This is a genomic window from Corallococcus sp. CA053C (assembly GCF_003611675.1).
Lineage (GTDB): Bacteria > Myxococcota > Myxococcia > Myxococcales > Myxococcaceae > Corallococcus.
The window spans coordinates 1-16,683 of record NZ_RAWA01000206.1 but is presented as its reverse complement, the minus strand read 5'-3'; the positions used below and the strand labels follow the sequence as shown (position 1 = coordinate 16,683).

Annotated in this window: 16 protein-coding genes; 5 read left to right on the top strand and 11 right to left on the bottom strand. The window is 70.6% G+C overall.

What is annotated here, in order from left to right; genetic code table 11:
• Both D7V97_RS24990 and D7V97_RS24985 read left to right on the top strand, forming a co-directional pair.
• Positions 1–551, top strand: a 551-nt coding sequence (locus D7V97_RS24990) for a response regulator (RefSeq protein WP_147444973.1), incomplete at its 5' end; no start/stop codon positions are given.
• Between the two features lie 101 nt (positions 552–652).
• Positions 653–1,348: a hypothetical protein gene (locus D7V97_RS24985; protein ID WP_233583182.1), complete on the top strand. Its 696-nt coding sequence runs from the start codon at positions 653–655 to the stop codon at positions 1,346–1,348.
• Between the two features lie 7 nt (positions 1,349–1,355).
• Here the strand turns inward: D7V97_RS24985 and D7V97_RS24980 are convergent, their stop codons facing one another.
• The 10 genes from D7V97_RS24980 to uppS all read right to left on the bottom strand — a co-directional run bounded on the left by D7V97_RS24980 (position 1,356) and on the right by uppS (position 11,431).
• On the bottom strand, positions 1,356–2,018 hold the full coding sequence (locus D7V97_RS24980; RefSeq protein WP_120613141.1) for a molybdenum cofactor biosynthesis protein MoaE: 663 nt from the start codon (positions 2,016–2,018) through the stop codon (positions 1,356–1,358).
• A 27-nt stretch (positions 2,019–2,045) separates the two neighbouring features.
• Positions 2,046–3,851 carry a PKD domain-containing protein gene (locus tag D7V97_RS24975; RefSeq protein ID WP_120613140.1) on the bottom strand — a complete coding sequence of 602 codons (1,806 nt, stop codon included), beginning with the start codon at positions 3,849–3,851 and terminating at the stop codon, positions 2,046–2,048.
• A 10-nt stretch (positions 3,852–3,861) separates the two neighbouring features.
• The gene (locus D7V97_RS24970; protein ID WP_120613139.1) at positions 3,862–4,581 is read right to left on the bottom strand and encodes an MXAN_2562 family outer membrane beta-barrel protein; all 720 of its coding nucleotides are present in this window, start codon (positions 4,579–4,581) and stop codon (positions 3,862–3,864) included.
• Entirely contained in the window at positions 4,578–5,570 is a 993-nt protein-coding gene (locus tag D7V97_RS24965) for an MXAN_2561 family MXYO-CTERM-anchored protein (RefSeq protein WP_120613138.1), read from the bottom strand. The genes D7V97_RS24970 and D7V97_RS24965 overlap by 4 nt, the downstream gene beginning before the upstream one ends.
• A gap of 127 nt (positions 5,571–5,697) precedes the next feature.
• Positions 5,698–6,729, bottom strand: a complete 1,032-nt coding sequence (locus D7V97_RS24960) for an aspartate-semialdehyde dehydrogenase (protein WP_120613137.1) — start codon at positions 6,727–6,729, stop codon at positions 5,698–5,700.
• Positions 6,730–6,809: 80 nt separating this feature from the next.
• Positions 6,810–7,553, bottom strand: coding sequence for a tRNA (adenosine(37)-N6)-threonylcarbamoyltransferase complex dimerization subunit type 1 TsaB (tsaB, locus tag D7V97_RS24955; protein WP_120613136.1), 744 nt, complete (start codon positions 7,551–7,553; stop codon positions 6,810–6,812).
• A gap of 36 nt (positions 7,554–7,589) precedes the next feature.
• On the bottom strand, positions 7,590–8,075 hold the full coding sequence (locus D7V97_RS24950; RefSeq protein ID WP_120613143.1) for a septal ring lytic transglycosylase RlpA family protein: 486 nt from the start codon (positions 8,073–8,075) through the stop codon (positions 7,590–7,592).
• Between the two features lie 18 nt (positions 8,076–8,093).
• On the bottom strand, positions 8,094–9,725 hold the full coding sequence (rseP, locus tag D7V97_RS24945; protein ID WP_120613135.1) for an RIP metalloprotease RseP: 1,632 nt from the start codon (positions 9,723–9,725) through the stop codon (positions 8,094–8,096).
• Between the two features lie 84 nt (positions 9,726–9,809).
• Positions 9,810–10,640: a phosphatidate cytidylyltransferase gene (locus D7V97_RS24940; RefSeq protein WP_120613134.1), complete on the bottom strand. Its 831-nt coding sequence runs from the start codon at positions 10,638–10,640 to the stop codon at positions 9,810–9,812.
• Positions 10,637–11,431, bottom strand: coding sequence for a polyprenyl diphosphate synthase (gene uppS / locus D7V97_RS24935; RefSeq protein ID WP_120613142.1), 795 nt, complete (start codon positions 11,429–11,431; stop codon positions 10,637–10,639). Before uppS ends, D7V97_RS24940 begins: the two co-directional genes overlap by 4 nt.
• Before the next feature lie 138 nt (positions 11,432–11,569).
• Here uppS and D7V97_RS24930 point away from each other — a divergent pair, with 138 nt between their 5' ends.
• Both D7V97_RS24930 and D7V97_RS24925 read left to right on the top strand, forming a co-directional pair.
• On the top strand, positions 11,570–12,409 hold the full coding sequence (locus D7V97_RS24930; RefSeq protein ID WP_233583180.1) for a tetratricopeptide repeat protein: 840 nt from the start codon (positions 11,570–11,572) through the stop codon (positions 12,407–12,409).
• A complete protein-coding gene (locus D7V97_RS24925) occupies positions 12,406–14,388 on the top strand; it encodes a MopE-related protein (protein WP_120613132.1) in 1,983 nt (660 codons plus the stop codon). The genes D7V97_RS24930 and D7V97_RS24925 overlap by 4 nt, the downstream gene beginning before the upstream one ends.
• A 37-nt stretch (positions 14,389–14,425) precedes the next feature.
• On the opposite strand, the gene D7V97_RS24920 is transcribed toward D7V97_RS24925, so the two are convergent.
• Positions 14,426–16,267 (bottom strand): serine/threonine-protein kinase, encoded by a 1,842-nt coding sequence (locus D7V97_RS24920; protein ID WP_120613131.1) that lies wholly within the window; start codon positions 16,265–16,267, stop codon positions 14,426–14,428.
• Positions 16,268–16,395: 128 nt separating this feature from the next.
• Here D7V97_RS24920 and D7V97_RS24915 point away from each other — a divergent pair.
• The coding region (locus tag D7V97_RS24915) for a protein kinase (protein WP_147444972.1) at positions 16,396–16,683 on the top strand (288 nt) is incomplete at its 3' end.

Here is a 16,683-nt window from a genome sequence, read left to right as displayed (position 1 = left end):
GGTTGGGGCTCGCCATCGCGCGCAGCCTCGTCACGCTGCACGACGGCGCCATCAGCGCGCACAGCGCGGGCCGGGGACGCGGCAGCACCTTCACCGTGCGCCTGCCCGCGCTGGAGGAGCAGGCCCCGGCCTCCCTGCCCACGCCGGGGCCCGGCGCGCTGGTGTCGCGGGAGCCCACCACCCTGAGCGCCCGCGTGCTCATCGTGGACGACAACCGGGACGCGGCGGACGTGCTCGCGGAGTCGCTCGCGTTCCTCGGCTGCGAGACGCGCGTGGCCTACGACGGCCCCGCGGGCCTGGAGGCCGCGAAGGGCTTCGAGCCGGAGATCGCGCTGCTGGACATCGGCCTGCCGGTGATGGACGGCTACGAGCTGGCGCGGCTGCTGCGTCAGCAGGAGGAGCCCCGCGCGATGAAGCTGGTCGCGGTGACGGGCTATGGCCAGGAGTCGGATCGGCAGCGCTCCAAGGCCGCGGGCTTCGACGCGCACCTGGTGAAGCCGCTGCACTTCGAGACGCTGGAGACGCTGCTCAAGAACCTCACCGGCACCTGAGCCCCTGAGCCAGGGCCGCCTCCCATGCGGCCGGGCTTGCGGGCGTCCGCCACGGGACGTCCCCTGGCGGGAAGCCGGGCGAAGGAGGGGGGAAGGGCCTTATGCTCCGGCCCGACATGCCCACTGCTTCCACGACCCCCGCCAACGTGGCGGACGGCGGCCTCTTCTGCGAGCTGTACTGGGGGACCTCCCTGGCGGAGGCCTGGAGCTACGGGCCCGAACTGAGCCAGGTCCACGCCGCGCCCGACGAGACGGCCCCCCTGCCCCTCTACGGCTTCACGCTGCCGGAGGAGCCCTTCCTCCTGGCCGAGCGCACCCCGAAGGGCTGGCGCATCCACGTGCCGCCGTCGGCTCGCGTGGAGAAGAGCCTCAAGGGCGACGACTTCCACCCCGTGACGCCGGAGGAGCTGACCGGCGCGCCGGGCCGCGCTTCGCTGGAGCTGGGCGAGGGCGTGACGCTGCGCCTGGTGGAGGGAGAGCTGCGGCTGCTCGTGCAGCCCTCGGTGGTGAAGGAGCGCGCGGGCCGCTTCCGCGTGCGCGACGTGGCGTGGCTCATCACCGTGGCCATCCTCTTCCTGAGCGCGCCCATCGCATTCCTCACCATGGGGCCGGACCCCGCGCGCATCGCCGCGAACAACGCGCGCGCGCTCCAGTCCGCCCACGACAAGGAGGAGGCGCGGCGCAAGACGCTCGGGTTGGATCAACCGATGCGCCCCCTGACGGAGCAGGAGAAGGCCACGCGCCAGCAGGACGGCGGCGCGCGCGTCAACGTCCCCGCGAGCTTCGGCGTGCGCTAGGGCGGCTTCAGGGCCCCAGCCCCACCCAGACCTCGCCGTCCTCGAAGAACTCCTTCTTCCAGATGGGCACGTCCTGCTTGAGCCGCTCGATGGCGTGCTCACAGCCGCGGAAGGCCTCCTGGCGGTGCGCGGCGGACGCGGCGATGACCACCGCCAGCTCGCCCGGCACCAGCGTACCCACGCGGTGCATGATGGCCAGCCGCGTGCCCGGCCATCGCGTCGCGACCTCCTGGCCAATCTCCGCGAGCTTCGCCTCCGCCATGGGCGCGTAGGCCTCGTACTCCAGCCGCAGCACACGCCGACCCTTCGTCTGGTTGCGCACCGCGCCGGAGAACGTGACGAGCCCGCCGGCCGCCTCGCCCGCCACCGCATCCACCACCTGCGAGAGCACGAGCGGCCGGTCCACGACAGCGAACAGGCCCGGTGAGCCCCCGGCCACGGGCGGAATCAACGCCAGCTCCGCGTCCTGCGGCACCGGCGCGTCCAGGCCCACGAACTGCTGCTGCACCGCCACGCGCAGGTGCGGCAGGAGCGGCGTCAGCGCCGGGTGCCGCTGGGCGAGCAGCGCCAGCACTTCCGACACGCGCGAGCCTGCGGGCACGTCCAGGGACTCCCGCGACACACCCGCGCGCTCACGGGCCGCGGCGAAGTACAGCACGGTGACGGCCATGGCCTGGGTGCCCTTCCCTTCTGACGGCTAGCGCTCGCGCAACACGACGCGGCCCTGGAGGCGGCCTCCGCCTTCGGCCGGAGCGAAGTCGAGGAACCCGTACTCCAGCGGGGTCAGCCGCTCCAACAGCGCCCCGACGAAGACCTGGCTCGCGAGCAGCTGGCCCTGCGGCACGCCCGGCACCGAGCGCGCGCTCGCGAGGTCCGAGCGCAGCCGGCCCAGGTCCACCATCAGCGACAGGTGCCCCGGACCGAACGCCTCGGCGCCGAAGCGCGTGCGCAGCGTCGCGCCCACGTCGCCCGCCTCACGGCCGGACAGCACCTCGCCCGCCTCCAGCGTCGCGCGCTCCGGCGTGAGCGTGAGCGACACCGGCTGCTCCAACAGCCGCGTGCGGAAGCGCGTGGTGTTCCCCTGCGCCTCCTTCTGGAAGACGAGCGCGTTGTCCTGGAGCTGCTTCTGGACGAGCTGGAGCACCGGCGCCACCGACGTGAGCCCCGCCTCCATCACCACCGTGCCCTTGGGCGCCGGGCGCTGGTCGCGGATGAAGCTCTGGAAGAACGCCGCCGCGTCGAAGTACACGAGCATCGCCACGTCGCCACGCAGCGCCTTCAGCAAGGCCTCCGCGTCCAGCCCCTGCGTGCGCCAGCGCTCCAGCGTCTTCTGGCGCCGGGGCGAACCCGGCGAGCCGAACACCAGCCGCGCCAATTCCTCTGGAGGCACGGAGAGCTGCGCCGCCGCCACCGGCCCCGCCGCCGCGCGCCCGAGCAGCGCCGAGGCCGGGCCCCGCGTCGCGCCCAAGAGCGGCCGCGAGGACGACAGGAAGCCGTCCAGCTCCACCTGGTCCGCCTGCACCGCCAGCGCGCCGAAGAAGCCGCGCACCGGCATGTCCTCCTTGTCCGCCTCCGACACCGGCGGCGCCGAGAAGAGGAACACGCTGCCGTCGCGCACCTTGCCGCGCAGCTCCGACAGCAGCGCGTGCTCCGACACGCCCGGCCCCGACTGGGCCTCCACCTTGCGGCGCACGAGGTTCACGTCCGGCGACTCCACCGCCAGCGCCTTCACCGGCTCCCCGGGTTCGGGGGGCTCCGGCGAGTCCGGCACCGCGAGGTACACGTAGCCCCGGTCCGCGAACAGCAGCATCGGATTGCCACCGTCCACCGGCTCCACGCGCGCGCTGCCGTCCTCCTGGGGCAGCACCCGGTGGCCCGCGTCGCGCAGCTCCCGCGACACCGCCGCCAGCGCCGCGCGCGAGTCCGTCACGCCCAGGAGCGCCACCACGCCGTCGAAGTCCGGCACTAGGAAGAAGCCGAAGCCCTCCTCGGGGTCCACCTCCGTGGGGCCCCCCGTAAGGCTGCGCAGGAGCAGCGGCACGAGCGGCGCGTCCTCCAGCATGGCCCGGGCGTTGCGCGCGCCCACCAGCCGCTCGTAGAAGTCCACCAGCCCCTCCACGTTGCCGCGGAGGCGGGGCACCCAGAGCACCGTCTGCGCATCCGCCGGCACCGCGCGCAGCACCGGCCGAGGCACCACGGTGAGCACCACCCGGGCCAGCTCCTTCTGCCCGTCCAGCGCGCGCACCGTGTAGCGGCCCGCCGTGGCCCACGCGTGGCGCACGCCCGCCGCCGTCTGGAGCGGCGTCTGGTCCCCGAAGTCCCAGGTGACGACAGGTGCCTTCGGGGACTCGGTGCCGAACGCCTCCGGCACGCCCGCCTCCACCGTCCGCTCCGGGCCCAGGTCGGGCCGCACGCCGTGACAGCCGGCCACCCCCCACGCCAGGGCGACCGTCAGCAGGAGGAGCGGCAGGGAAGTCGGGAGCGCGCGGGGACGGGACGCCATGGGCGTTCCGTTAGTAATCCAACGCCAGCCCGAACATCCAGCGCCGGCTGCCCAGGTTCAGGCCCTTGCCGCCAAAGTTGTTCACTTCCGCGTAGGTGTACTCGGCGAAGAGGTACGAGTGGTTCACGCCCAGGTCGGAGTCGAAGTCGCGCGCGAAGCGAGGCTCCAGCACGTCCAGGAGGAACGACACGCCGGCGGTGGCCGCGTAGCCCCACTTGCCGCCGCTGGCCTTGGAGCCCTCCACCACTTCGGTGGCGCTGCCCTTGGTCATCCACCACGGCGAATAGACGAGCCCCAGCTTGGCGTACGGCACCAGCGGCACGCCCCATTTGAAGGCGGCGTAGTCAAACTTGTAGAAGCCGTTGAGTTGCAGGGGCAGCACCTTCAGCGCCGCCTTGTCCGCCGCCTGCGTCCCGTCCTCCAGCAGCGCGTTGCCGTACTTCTCCGCGTAGCCGGCCGACAGGCCCAGGCCCGCCGTGCCGATGCCCTGGTAGAAGAAGCGCTGGAACTCCAGCTCGATGAGGAGCAGCGACGCGTCCCCGAACGTGTCCTTGTAGGGCGTCCTGCCCTCGAGGGCCTTCTCCGTGTCGATGCGCGGCAGGTAGCCGCCACCCCGGAAGATGATGGCGCCGGTGCGAGGAGAGCGCGTGGGGATCGTCACCTCCTGCGCCACCGCCGGAACCGCCAAGAGAAGCGCCGCGACTCCCAAGCCCACTGCCGTGCTGCTCATGACACCTTCCTCCGATTCGACAACCAGATGCCCAGCGCGGCCAGCACCGCACCGCCCGCGATGCCTCCGCCGGTCGCGGCACAACCTCCGCGCTCCTCGCCGCCGGCATCCACGTACGCATCGAACAAGCCGTTGCTCTTGACGGGCGTGCCTTCCGCCGCGTCGGACAGTTCACTGCCGTTGCCCGCTTCGTCGATGATCTTGGCCTGGACCCGGTACGTCACCCCGTTGATCAGCCCGTCCGCCACCACGTTCCCCTCCCCGGCCGCCTTGCGGAAGCTGAGCGTGGGGCCCACCGGCTCCGGGGCCACCGAGCCCGCGTCCACGACCTCCCCCGCATCCACGACCTCGCCCGCGTCGACCCCGGCGTCCTCGTCCGGCAGCGACCCACCGTCCGCGGTCGTCAGCGCCGTGACCTCCACGACGACGGTGGACTTCGTCTCCGCGCCGTCCACCTGGACCGACAGCGCCGAGTCCCGGGCGATGACCTGCCCGATGGACGGCTTCGAGGGCGGCGCGGGGTCGAACTTCACCACGAAGGCGGGGGACCCCACACTGGAGAAGGTCGACGAGCAGGACACGTCGTAGACGCTCGCGAACGTCTTCGCGGACGCGCACAGGTTGAAGCTGATCTCACTGGTCTGCGTCGCGCACGTCGTCGGGGTCGCCAGCGCCGCGAGCACGTCCTGCACGGTGAAGGACAGCGTGCCCGAGGCCGTCGTGTCCGAGATGGTCGCGAGCTTCAGGTCCGTCACCGTGGGCTCCGACCCGCAGCTGGACCTGGAGACATAGAAGAACAGGCTTCCTCCCGTGCACAGGTTCCCCGTGCGGGACCAGGAGAAGCGCACCGGCGTGGTGCAGTCCGCCTTGGGCGTCAGCACGGTCGTTCCCGAGGTGGTCGACGTCGTCGTGAACGTCACCGCGGTCCCTGTCGTCTGGGCCACGGCCGTGGAGGCGAACAGCAGGAGGGCGGCAAGGGGGAGGCGCATGGATGGTGCGGAAGGCTAGCAAGGGCGGGGCCACCGACAAGCCCCGGCCGGATGGCCCGTTCAGCGGGAAAACCCCCGGGTTCGCGCGCCAAACAGACACGGCGTCCCCAGGGGCTCTGCCAAATTGTCAGGCGGGGCGCTCGGAGAGCTTGAGGCCGGCGTCCACCAGGTGGGAGGCGGCCCGGCCGGCGTTGTCCACCGAAGCGAAGAGGGTCACCCACTCCGGGGCCTGGGGGAAGGCGCGCACCCGGCCCACGTGGACGGCCGGGTCGCTCATCACCAGCATGGGCATGGGGTAGATGCGCTCGCCGGGGGCGTCCAGCACCTTGAGGGCGGGGGACGTCTTCAAGGCGGCACGCACCTGCTCCACCGGGGCGGGCTTCTTGAGCTGCACGTTCACGCTGAGGCCATGGCCGTGGAAGGTGGGCACCTGCACGGCGGTGCCGGCCAGCACGGGCACCTCGCCCAGGGCGGCGAACAGGCGCGCGGCCTCCAGGGTCCAGCCGCCCTCCTCCTCCGTCCAGGGGGAGTTCACCATGAAGCCGCCCACCTGGGGCACGAGGTTGAAGCCCACGCGGTGGGGGAAGGCCTGCGGCTCCGGCTCGCGGCCGGACAGCAGGTCCGCGGTCTGCTTCTCCAGTTCGGAGATGCCGCGCACGCCCGCGCTGGAGGCGCCCATCAGCGCCGTCACCTGCGCGCGCGCCACGCCGAACGCGCGGCGCAGGGGCTCCACCAGGTGCACGGTGGCGCTGGTGATGATGCCCGGCAGGCACACCACCCGGCCCTTGAAGGTGAAGCCCGGCCCCAGCGCCTCTGTGTTGAAGCCCGGCAGGATGAGGGGCACGTTGCCGTCGCCGCGGAAGGCGTTGCTCGCGTCCACCACCCAGGCGCCCGCGGCCTGCGCGGCCGGGGCCAGCTTGCGGGACGCCTCCGCCGGCGTGGCCAGCAGCACGAGGTGGAGGCCCTTGAAGGCGTCCGCCGTGGCCAACTCCACCTCCAGCGTGTCCTCGCCGTACTCCACCTCCAGGCCCTTGGAGCGCTCCGAGCCGAAGGCCTGCACCTGCTCCATCGGCACGTCGCGCGCGTACAGCGCGGCCAGCACCTCGCGGCCCACCACGCCCGTGGCGCCCACCACGCCGATCCGAAGGTTCTCTCTCATGACCGAGTCCTTTACGTCACCGCCCCCACGGGCGCGAGCACCACGAGCAGGGGCAGGCCCGCGGACGTTCAGTCTTCGGTTCAGTCTTCCTTGAGACGCGACGTGGGCACGGGGCCCGGCAGCGGCGGGAACTTGGGGTTGCGCTCCGGCTCCGAGGCCCGGACGTAGTGCGGCTCCAGCGCGAACAGCGCCTGCTGGGAGTACGCGTCCGGAAGCTTCGCCAGCCGGCCCACCTCCACCGCGGACGGGAAGGCCGGCCCGGAGAGGAGCCGGTGGGGCGCGACCCCGTGCTTCTCCAGCGCCTGCCGGTAGTCCGCCAGGGCCGGCCCCAGCGCCACGGCCTCGGGTTCGGCGGCCATGCGCTGCGCCACTTCCTCCGGCGACATCGCCGTCTCCGGCGCCAGCGCCTCCACGGTGTGGCCGGTGCGGCGGTAGGCCCCCAGGTACAGGTCGTCCCGGCGCGCGACGGCGAGGCAGAACAGCGGCACTCCCTCCGGCCCTTCCAGTGCCACCGCCGCCAGCGACGACGCGCCGGCCACCCGCAGGCCCGTGGCGTACGCGAGCGCCTTCACCGTGGCGAGCCCGATGCGCAGGCCCGTGAAGGACCCCGGCCCCAGCCCCACCGCCAGCCCCTCCAGGTCGGTGAGCTTCAGGCCGTGGCGCGCGAGCAGCTCCCCCACGACGCCGGGCAGGGCCTCGCTCTGCTTCTCCGGCGGAAGCACCACCTGATGCTCCACCGCGCGCACGTCATCCCCCTGGCGTTCCACCAGGGCGAGCGACAGCGTCAGCGTGGAGGTGTCCAGCGCGAGCAGCACGGATGACATCCCTTCTTCTTCGTCTTCCGGCTCGCGGTGAGCCGGTCAGGCCGGAACGGCCCAGAGTTCCACCGGCACTTGCGACACGCGCACGCCGCACCGGTACAGCCGCACGCGCGCCAGGCCCTTGTCCAGCATGCCCAGCGTCTTCGCCGCGGCCTTCGACAGGTCGATGATGCGACCGTCCACGAAGGGGCCGCGGTCGTTGACGCGCACCTCCACCTGGAGGCCGTTCTCCATGTTCAGCACCTTCACGCAGGCGCCGAAGCGCTCCGTGCGGTGCGCGGCGGTGAACGCGTTCTGGTTGAACTTCTCCCCGCTCGCCGTGGGCCGGCCGTGCAGGCCCGGACCGTAGAAGGACGCAAGGCCCTCGCCCAGGTACGTGCGCGGCATCTTGTCCCGGCGGGTCACCTTCGGGTCGTCCTTCGCCGCGCCCGAGTCCGTCTCCGGAGGCTGGGGCTTCGCCGCGCGTGACGCGCAGCCAGCGAACATCCCCAGGCCCAGCAGCAGGAGTGCGGTCCGTCCTTGCATCATCACCTCAGGCGACCCCTACCGGGTCACGTCGTTGGTCACGGCGAGCAGCATGAGCAGGATGAGCAACGCCAGGCCCACCATGTTCGCCACTTCGCGCACGCGCACGGGGATGGGGCGGCGGCGGATGCCCTCCCACGCGGCGGACAGCAGGTGGAAGCCATCCAGCACCGGGATGGGCAGCAGGTTCATCACGCCCAGGTTGATGGAGATGATGGCCATCAGGTTGAGGAAGCTGTCCATGCCCTGCTCGGCGCTCTTCGCGGCGAGCTGGTACATCATGATGGGGCCGCCGATGGTGCTCGGCGACACCTTGCCAATCACCAGCCCGCCCAGCACCTGCACCATCTGCCCGACAATCTTCGGGACGATGAGCGCGGCCTCCTTGAAGGCGGCCACCGGGCCCAGGTCGATGGTCACCTTCTCCACCGGCGGCAGGTCCGCGCTGCTGAAGCTCCAGGGGCGCACGCCGAACACCAGCGGCGCGCTCGTCTGGCCGTAGTCGTCGCGCGTCTTGAGCGGCGCCTGCGCCAGCTTCTCCGTGCGCTCGCCCTGGGCCCCGCGCCACGTCAGCGTGAAGGGCTGGGCCTGCAGGCCGTTGAGCACCGTCGCCAGCTTGTTGAAGGACTTCAGCGGCGTGCCGTTGATGGCCACGATGCGGTCCCCCGGCTGGAGGCCCGCGCCTTCCGCCACGCTGCCGGACGCCACCGACGCGACGTAGAGGTCCACCGGCTCCGCGCCCAGCGCCGCCGGGCCCTCGCCGGCCTGACGCGGCAGGGACACGTCCACCACCTCCGGCATCCGGCCGGAGACGACGCCCACCGTCATGGGGGCGAGCCGCGCGACCTTCAACGCCAGCGGCGAGCCCTCCGGCACCTTGCCCACTTCACGGTAGAGGGCCGCTTCGTCCTGCACGTGCACGCCGTTGACGGACAGCACCCGGTCAAAGCTCTTGAGGCCCGCGTTCGCCGAGGCCGAGTCCGCGAGCACGCCCACCACGGGGGGCTGCGGATAGGGGCTCACGCCAATCATCCCGCGCTCGACGGTGTCCACCGGGGACACTTCCGAGCTGCGCTCCGGCGTCACCTGCACCACGCGCTGCTGGCCGTCGCGCTCCAGGGTGATGGGCACGGGGCGCTCGAACTTGCCGACGAAGGCGTCGCGCATGTCGTCGAAGGTGCGGACGGGCTCGCCCTCCACCGCGACGATGCGATCTCCCGGGCGGATGCCCGCGGCGGCGGCGGCCATGTCCGGCGACACCATGCCCACGCGCGTGGACAGCGTCTCCTGGGGCCCGAGGAAGACGAAGAAGTAGACGAAGATGGGGAACAGCAGGTTGAAGGCCGGGCCCGCCAGCACGATGAGGCCGCGCTTCCAGGGCGGCTGCGCCAGGAAGCCCCGGGCCGCCTCTTCCGGCGGCAGCTCCTCATGGGGCAGGTCACCGGCCATCTTCACGAAGCCGCCCAGGGGCAGCAGCGCCACCTGGTACTCCGTCTCACCCTTGGTGAAGCCGATGATCTTCGGCCCGAACCCGATGGAGAACTTGAGGACCTTCACCCCACAGGCCTTGGCCACGAGGAAGTGGCCGAGCTCGTGCACCGTGACGAGCACACCCAGCAGGAGGATGAAGAACCCGAGGTTCTGGAGCATGGGCCCAACAGTAATCGCGCCCCCCGGCACGGACAACGCGCAACAACGGTCGCGTGGCAGACGGGCAGGCGCGAAAACGGGCACTTACGGCAGCAGGTGCCTCACGAACTGCACATAGACGAACACCAGCGGCGCGTTGAACACGAGCGCGTCGATGCGATCCAACACGCCGCCATGTCCGGGAATGAGCTTTCCGGAGTCCTTCACGCCGTAGGCGCGCTTGAGCATGGACTCGCACAGGTCGCCCACGGGGCCCAGCAGGCCGCCGAAGAAACCCAGCAGCACACAGTCCCACACGGTGAAGACGGGGAAGAAGAAGCCCCGGGCGACGAACATGCCCAGCACCGAGCCGACCATGCCGCCGAAGAAGCCCTCCCACGTCTTGTTCGGGCTCACCGTGGGGTAGAGCTTGTGCTTCCCGAGGAAGCGCCCCGCGAAGTACGCCAGCGTGTCGTTGGCCCAGGTGATGGTGAGCGCGCAGATGACCCACGCGAGCCCGTCGTCCGGGAGCAGCCGCAGCGCGGACAGCGCGGTGAGGCCGATGGCGCCGTAGAGGAAGCCCGTGACGAGGTGCGCGGCGCGGACGGGCGCCTCCGCGAGCGAGCCCCGGAACAGGTTGTAGATCCACGCGAAGAAGAAGAAGACGGACGTCACCCAGAAGGCCGTCTCGCCCGTGCGCGCGGCGTCCCGCAGGGGGATGAGCGGCATCAGGAAGGCGGCGGCCATGCCCACCCAGGCGGCGGCGCCCAGGCGCTTCTGGGTGATGAGGTAGTACTCCCCGGTGCAGGCGGCCGCGGCGGCGCCGAGCAGCACCGCGCTGTACCACCCGCCCAGGAACAGCAGCAGGAGCACCAGCGGGAGCAGGGTGAGGCCGGTGACAATCCGGATGAGGAGGTTCTTGTTCTTCTCGTTCACGCCTTGGCCCGCTGGGGTGTGTCGTCCCGGTTCACCTGGGCGGACGTCAGACCGAAGCGGCGCTCACGGCCCTGGTACTGCGACAGGCAGCGCAGGAACTCTTCGGTGCGGAAGTCGGGCCACAGGGCGTCGGTGAAGCACAGCTCGGCGTATGCCAATTGCCAGAGCAGGAAGTTGGAGATCCGCAGCTCGCCGCTGGTGCGCACGACCAGGTCCACCGGGGGCAGCCCGAAGGTCCACAGCCGCGACTCCAGGTCGTGGGCCTCCAGGCGCGCGGGGTCCAGCTCGCCGCGGGCCACGGACTCGGCGAGGGCGCGCGCGGCGCGCAGCAGCTCCTCGCGTCCGCCGTAGGACAGCGCCAGGGTGAGCACCATCCCGGTGTTGTGGGCGGAGTCGGCCATCAGCCGCTCCAGCGGTTCCTTCACGAAGCGGGGCAGCTTCTCCACCTCGCCGATGGCGTTGAGGCGGATGCCGTTGTCCAGGATCTCCGCGCGCTCGGATTCCAGGTACTCGCGCAGCAGGTCCATCAGCCCGGCGACCTCTTCGGCGGGGCGGGCCCAGTTCTGTGAGGAGAAGGCGTAGAGGGTGAGGGCCTGCACACCCACCCGGCGGGCGGTGCGCGTCACCTCCCGGACACTCACACTGCCCTCGCGGTGGCCCTCCAGGCGCGGCTGGCCCCGAAGTTCGGCCCAGCGGCCGTTGCCATCCATGATGATGCCCACATGGCGCGGGAGTGGCCGGGCCTTGACCTGGACCTCGAGGGGAGTGGGCAGCACGGTGGGGCGATCCATGAAGCCGCGCACCCTAGCGGTGGCGCCGCGTCGCGTCCACGGGCGCGTGGCCAGCCGGTCCCCCCACCCTGCTGGCCGGTCGCCTGCCCGGGTTGAACGGTTCATGAAGGGACAGGAGCCTGGATAGAGTGGTCTTCCATGAAAACTCTTCTTGTCCTTCCCTCCTCCCGGATGCTCGGTGGGCTGCTGGGGCTGTGTCTGATGGGGGTGGGGCCGGCGTTCGGGCAGGCAGGCGGGGCGTCGAAGTCTCCCGTCACACACGGGAGCTACTTCGAGGCGGCCCTGGCGGAGACGGCCCGGCTCTACGACGACCTGGAGTACGAGCAGGCGCTCGCCGCGGTGACCCGGGCGAAGCGGCTGGCCCGTGAGGACGGGGAGCGGGCATCGGCGGCCATCTTCGAAGGCATCGTGTTGGCGGACCTGGGCAGGCGCGAGGAGGCGCTGGCCTCCTTCCGGGCGGGGCTGATGCGGGCCCCTGAAGCGCCGCTGCCGGTGAAGGTGTCGCCCAAGGTGGAGAGCGACTTCGAGTCGGTGCGCAAGGAGGTGCAGCGCGACCGTCCCGCGCTCGCGCGTCCGGTGCCTCAGGATGCGCCGGTGCAGCCGACGGTGGAGGTGCCGCCCTCCGTGACGCCGCCGACGGTGGTCGCGACGGCGCCGGAGCCTGCGCCCGGGGTAGACCTGAAGGCGGGGGTGCGGGAGTCGTCGCGGAAGGTGCCGACCCTGTCGTGGGTGCTCCTGGGCACGGGCGTGGCGGCGGGCGGCGTGGGGACCGTGTTCGGGCTCCAGTCGCGCGGCAACGTGAACTCCGCGCGGGAGGCGGAGCTGACCTCCGACGTGAACGGGCATCTGGAAGACGCGCGCGGTCAGGCGCGGGTGGCGAACGTGCTGATTGGCACGGCGGTCGCCGCGGCTGCGGGCGCGGTCACCGCGTACTTCCTGAACGGTGGGCCCGCCCAGACGTCGAAGGTGACGCCGTGAGGGCCTGGGTCGTGGTGACGCTGGGGGCGTGGCTGCTGTGCGGCTGCACCGTGCCCGGAAATGACGACGTCAGCTTGCGGAGGTTCTGCGCAAACGCGGGCCTGGACTTCCAGGACGCGACGTTCAGGCTGACGGATCAAGCGGCCTGCGACCGGGGCATGACCGTGGAGGTCCGGAGTGAAAACTCCAGCCCTGGCTGCGTCCAGGTCTCACTCCAGGATGGCAACAGGCGGCTGCTCGCCTCCACCCAGTTGCTGGGGCCGAGCCAGGTCACGCCGGAGCAACCCCGCGGTCTGCGCATCCTCCTGTCTGAGCCCCAGGGGACCACGTTCCGGCTGCTCGCGGAGTCCTTCCCGGGCAACACCTGCGACGGTGTCCCTTCCTTTCAGGTCCTCCAGTTCGTTGAACTTCCCAAGGGAACCGTTCGCAGCGTCCAGCTCGACGTGTCCCGGAGCGACGCGGATGGGGACGGCCATCCGTCCATCGCCACGGGAGGCATGGACTGCGACGACGCGAACACGGACATCCATCCTGGAGCCGTCGAGCAATGCGATGGCGTGGACAACAACTGCGTGGAGGGCGAGTCGGACGCGCCAGGCATGCGACCGTGGTTCCTGGACGAGGACTCGGATGGCTACGGCAAGACCGTGATGGCGTGCGTGGAACCCGCGGGACTGCTGGCGGACCAGGGCGGCGACTGCGACGACCAGGACCGTTTCATCCATCCCGGCCAGAGTGAGTTCCGCTGTGACGGGCGTGACGACAACTGCGATGACGCGAAGGACGAGGGCCTTCCCATCCTGACGTGGTATCGGGATGCTGATGGTGACGGATATGGCAACGTGACCCAGGCCGTCTTGGCTTGCGCGCAGCCACCTGACCATGTGGCGAAAGCCACTGACTGCGACGACACCAGTGCAGCCATCCGCCCCGAGGTTGCGGAAACCAAAGACCTCAAGGACAACAACTGCAACGGCGCCATTGATGAACGACTCTATCCAGGCCCACGCATGTTCTCCGCAGAGAGAACCAACTATGCGGTAACCGCCGCCGGGACTGTGTGGGGATGGGGCCGCAAAGAAGGCGTTCAACCTCAACACATCTACAAACCGGAACTCCAGAGCATCACATCACTTGCGGTCGGCGACTCTCACGCCCTGGCATTGAGGCAGGACGGAACGGTCATGTCTTGGGGAGATAACTTCTCCGGGCAGCTTGGGAATGGCTCCGAGGAGTCAAATTACCTGCCAGAACGGGTATCGGGACTTGAGGATGTGGTGGCCCTTGCCGCCGGCATGCACCAATCGATGGCGCTCAAACGCGATGGCACTGTTTGGGTGTGGGGCGAAGTGGATGGAATCGCTCACCAGCGGCGTCTGACGCCAGTTCAAGCCCAAGGCATGGCAGGCATCATCGGCATCGTAGCGAAGGGCGCCATTTCAATGGCCTTGAGAGCGGATGGCACTGTCTGGCGTCTCCATGACGTTGGGTCCGGCGTCATCCCATCCCTGGTGCCGGGCATGACCGGGGTCGTGGCTATCGAATCGACCTACAACGATTCCGTGGTTGCACTGAAGGCGGACGGAACCATCTGGGAATGGCGTTACCCAGCCACTTCGCAGGTGCCAAACCTGACGGATGTAACGGCCATTGCCGCCGGTGGAAGCCATGTGCTCGCATTGAAGCAGGACGGCACCGTCTGGGCCTGGCGGGACAACGGGTATGGCCAGCTCGGGGACGGGACGAGGCAGAATCGCGAGGTCCCCACGCAGGTCACAGGTCTCTCGGACGTCGCAGCCCTGGCCGCAGGCGATTCACATTCGCTCGCCGTCAAGCAGGACGGGAGCGTCTGGGGTTGGGGCTACAATTCCTACGGACTGATCGACGATTCAGGCGAGAACATCCTTGTCCCCAAGCAGATAGCGGGTCCAGGAGCCTGGAATCTGACGTCCCCTGTAGCGGCCCCGTCACAAAGGTGAGCGTGCCACGCGCACCATGAGGGGCCAGCCTCGCGGTTCACTCCGTCAGCAGGTTGAGCTTGAAGACGTTGTCCTGCCCCGCCTTCACCTCGAAGGTGCGCGTCAAGTCCTTGCCCAGGTCCTTGTTCACGACCCGCACCTGATGCGAACCTTCCGTGGCCTCCACCGCGGCGAAGGGCGTCTGCCCGAGGCTCTTCCCATCCAGGAACACGCTCGCGTACGGACGGATCCGGAACTCCAGCTTGCCCTTGGGCAGGTCGTTGCGGCGCGAGGTCGCGACCGTCGGGCGTCGCGGAGGAACCTTCGTCGGCGCGGGTGCGGTGGCCACCGTGACCACGCCCGCATCGACCTCCGCTGCCTTCACGACAGGCACGGCCACCACGGGCTCCGGGTCCGGGACGGGGACAACCGGGTCCGGCTGCTTCGCGGGCACCACGCTCTCCGCGACCACGGCAGCGGGCGGAACCTCGGGCGTCACGGCCTTCTCGCCGCGCCCCAGGAACATCCATCCCCCCACGGACGCAAGCAGGCCCACGGCCACGACCGAAGCCACCATCACCCCGCGACGTGAACCGCTCCCCTGCTCCTGCACGGGCGTCACCGGAATGCTCGCGGGCGCGGGCGCGGGCGCGGGCGCGACCGGCGCTGGCGGCTTGCGCACGGGACGCGGCGACGCGAGGGCCTCGGCCAGGAGGCTGCCCGCGGAAGGCGTGGCGGGATCCGTCGCCGCGTCGAGCATGCCCGACGGCACCTCATCCCCTGACGCCGTCATCGCCGGAGCCACCATGGAGCGCCCGTCCTCCGGGCCCTGTCGCGCCGCCGCGCCCCCGCGAACGGGCATCGGCGTCATCAGTCCCTCCCCCGCTCGCGACTCCACCGGACGGGGCGGCGCCTTTTCCTCCATGGCCGGCGCCACCGCCTCACGTCCCTTCGACTCCACGCGCACGGGCGTGGGCACCGGCGCACCGCCCTCGGCCACCTGCGCCACCAGCCGGGCGATCTGATACGCGCCCACCGGTTCGCCCAGCGACAACACGAACCGCTCCAGGTCCGCCTGGAACGCGCGGCAGTCCGGATAGCGCTGCTCCCGGTCCTTCGCGAGCGCCTTCTCCAGGATGCGCTGCATGGCCACCGGAAGATCGGACCGGCGCTCCAACGCGGGCACGAAGGGCTCGAACAGGATGGCCTGCATCATGCTCACGTCCGTCGTCGCCTCGAAGGGGCGCCGGCCGGTGAGCAGCTCGTAGAGCACCATCCCCAGCGCGTACACGTCCACGCGCGCGTCCATGGCCTTCGCCTGGAGCTGCTCCGGTGGCATGTACGCCACCTTGCCCTTCACCACGCCCGTCTGCGTGCGGTGGCTCTGCCCCGCCACCTTGGCGATGCCGAAGTCCACCACCTTCACCGCGCCCTGCCGGGAGACGAGGATGTTCTCCGGGCTGATGTCCCGGTGGATGAGCCCCAGCGGCGCCCCCGTCTCCGGGTCCGCCAGTTCGTGCGCGAACGCCAGCCCCTCCGCCGCCGAGGCCACCAGCTTCGCGCACACGGCCACCGGCAACGGGGCCTGCTGCGCGACCGACTGCTTGATGAGCCGGCGCAGCGTGGGCCCGTCGATGTACTCCATCGCCAGGAAGTAGCTGCCGTCGGCCTCGCCGAAGTCGAAGATCTGCACCACGTTCGGGTGGTCCAGCTGGGCGGCCAGCTTCGCCTCGCCCAGGAACATCTCCACGAACGCCTCGTCCTCCGCCAGGTGCGGCAGGATGCGCTTGAGCACGAGCGTCTTTTCAAAACCCCGGGGGCCGGCGGCCTTCACCAGGAACACCTCGGCCATCCCCCCCGAGGCGAGCTTCCGAACGAGCTGGTACTTCCCCAATTGCATTGAGGGCCAGCTTGCCCAGGATTTTCCGGAAAAGTGAAACGACCTTGAGGGGCGAGCGTCCGCTGGCGCGCAAGGTGTCACCGCGCGTTTGACCGTGACGTGACGTGCTCCGTAGGATCCGCGTCCCCATGCCCCCCAAGGCCATTGGTCCCTACCGCGTGCTGGAGACGCTCGGCAGTGGCGGGGCCGGGACCGTGTATCGGGCCCTGGACCGCCGCAGCAACGACGAGGTCGCGCTGAAGCTCCTGTCGACGGGTCCGTCGCTGGACGACCGCGCGGCTCGGAGACTCGTGCGCGAATTCGAGACCCTGGCGGACCTGTCCCACCCCAACGTGGTGAAGGTCTTCGAGGCCGGCGTCCACGAGGGCTGGCCGTACCTGGCCATGGAGCTCATCGAAGGGCTCACCCTGCGCCAC

Bases quoted from the DNA above. Each gene is read 5' to 3' on its own strand.
- D7V97_RS24985 (WP_233583182.1), top strand. From the start codon at position 653: ATGCTCCGGCCCGACATGCCCACTGCTTCCACGACCCCCGCCAACGTG.
- D7V97_RS24980 (WP_120613141.1), bottom strand. From the start codon at position 2,018: ATGGCCGTCACCGTGCTGTACTTCGCCGCGGCCCGTGAGCGCGCGGGT.
- D7V97_RS24975 (WP_120613140.1), bottom strand. From the start codon at position 3,851: ATGGCGTCCCGTCCCCGCGCGCTCCCGACTTCCCTGCCGCTCCTCCTG.
- D7V97_RS24970 (WP_120613139.1), bottom strand. From the start codon at position 4,581: ATGAGCAGCACGGCAGTGGGCTTGGGAGTCGCGGCGCTTCTCTTGGCG.
- D7V97_RS24965 (WP_120613138.1), bottom strand. From the start codon at position 5,570: ATGCGCCTCCCCCTTGCCGCCCTCCTGCTGTTCGCCTCCACGGCCGTG.
- D7V97_RS24960 (WP_120613137.1), bottom strand. From the start codon at position 6,729: ATGAGAGAGAACCTTCGGATCGGCGTGGTGGGCGCCACGGGCGTGGTG.
- tsaB (WP_120613136.1), bottom strand. From the start codon at position 7,553: ATGTCATCCGTGCTGCTCGCGCTGGACACCTCCACGCTGACGCTGTCG.
- D7V97_RS24950 (WP_120613143.1), bottom strand. From the start codon at position 8,075: ATGCAAGGACGGACCGCACTCCTGCTGCTGGGCCTGGGGATGTTCGCT.
- rseP (WP_120613135.1), bottom strand. From the start codon at position 9,725: ATGCTCCAGAACCTCGGGTTCTTCATCCTCCTGCTGGGTGTGCTCGTC.
- uppS (WP_120613142.1), bottom strand. From the start codon at position 11,431: ATGGATCGCCCCACCGTGCTGCCCACTCCCCTCGAGGTCCAGGTCAAG.
- D7V97_RS24930 (WP_233583180.1), top strand. From the start codon at position 11,570: ATGAAAACTCTTCTTGTCCTTCCCTCCTCCCGGATGCTCGGTGGGCTG.
- D7V97_RS24920 (WP_120613131.1), bottom strand. From the start codon at position 16,267: ATGCAATTGGGGAAGTACCAGCTCGTTCGGAAGCTCGCCTCGGGGGGG.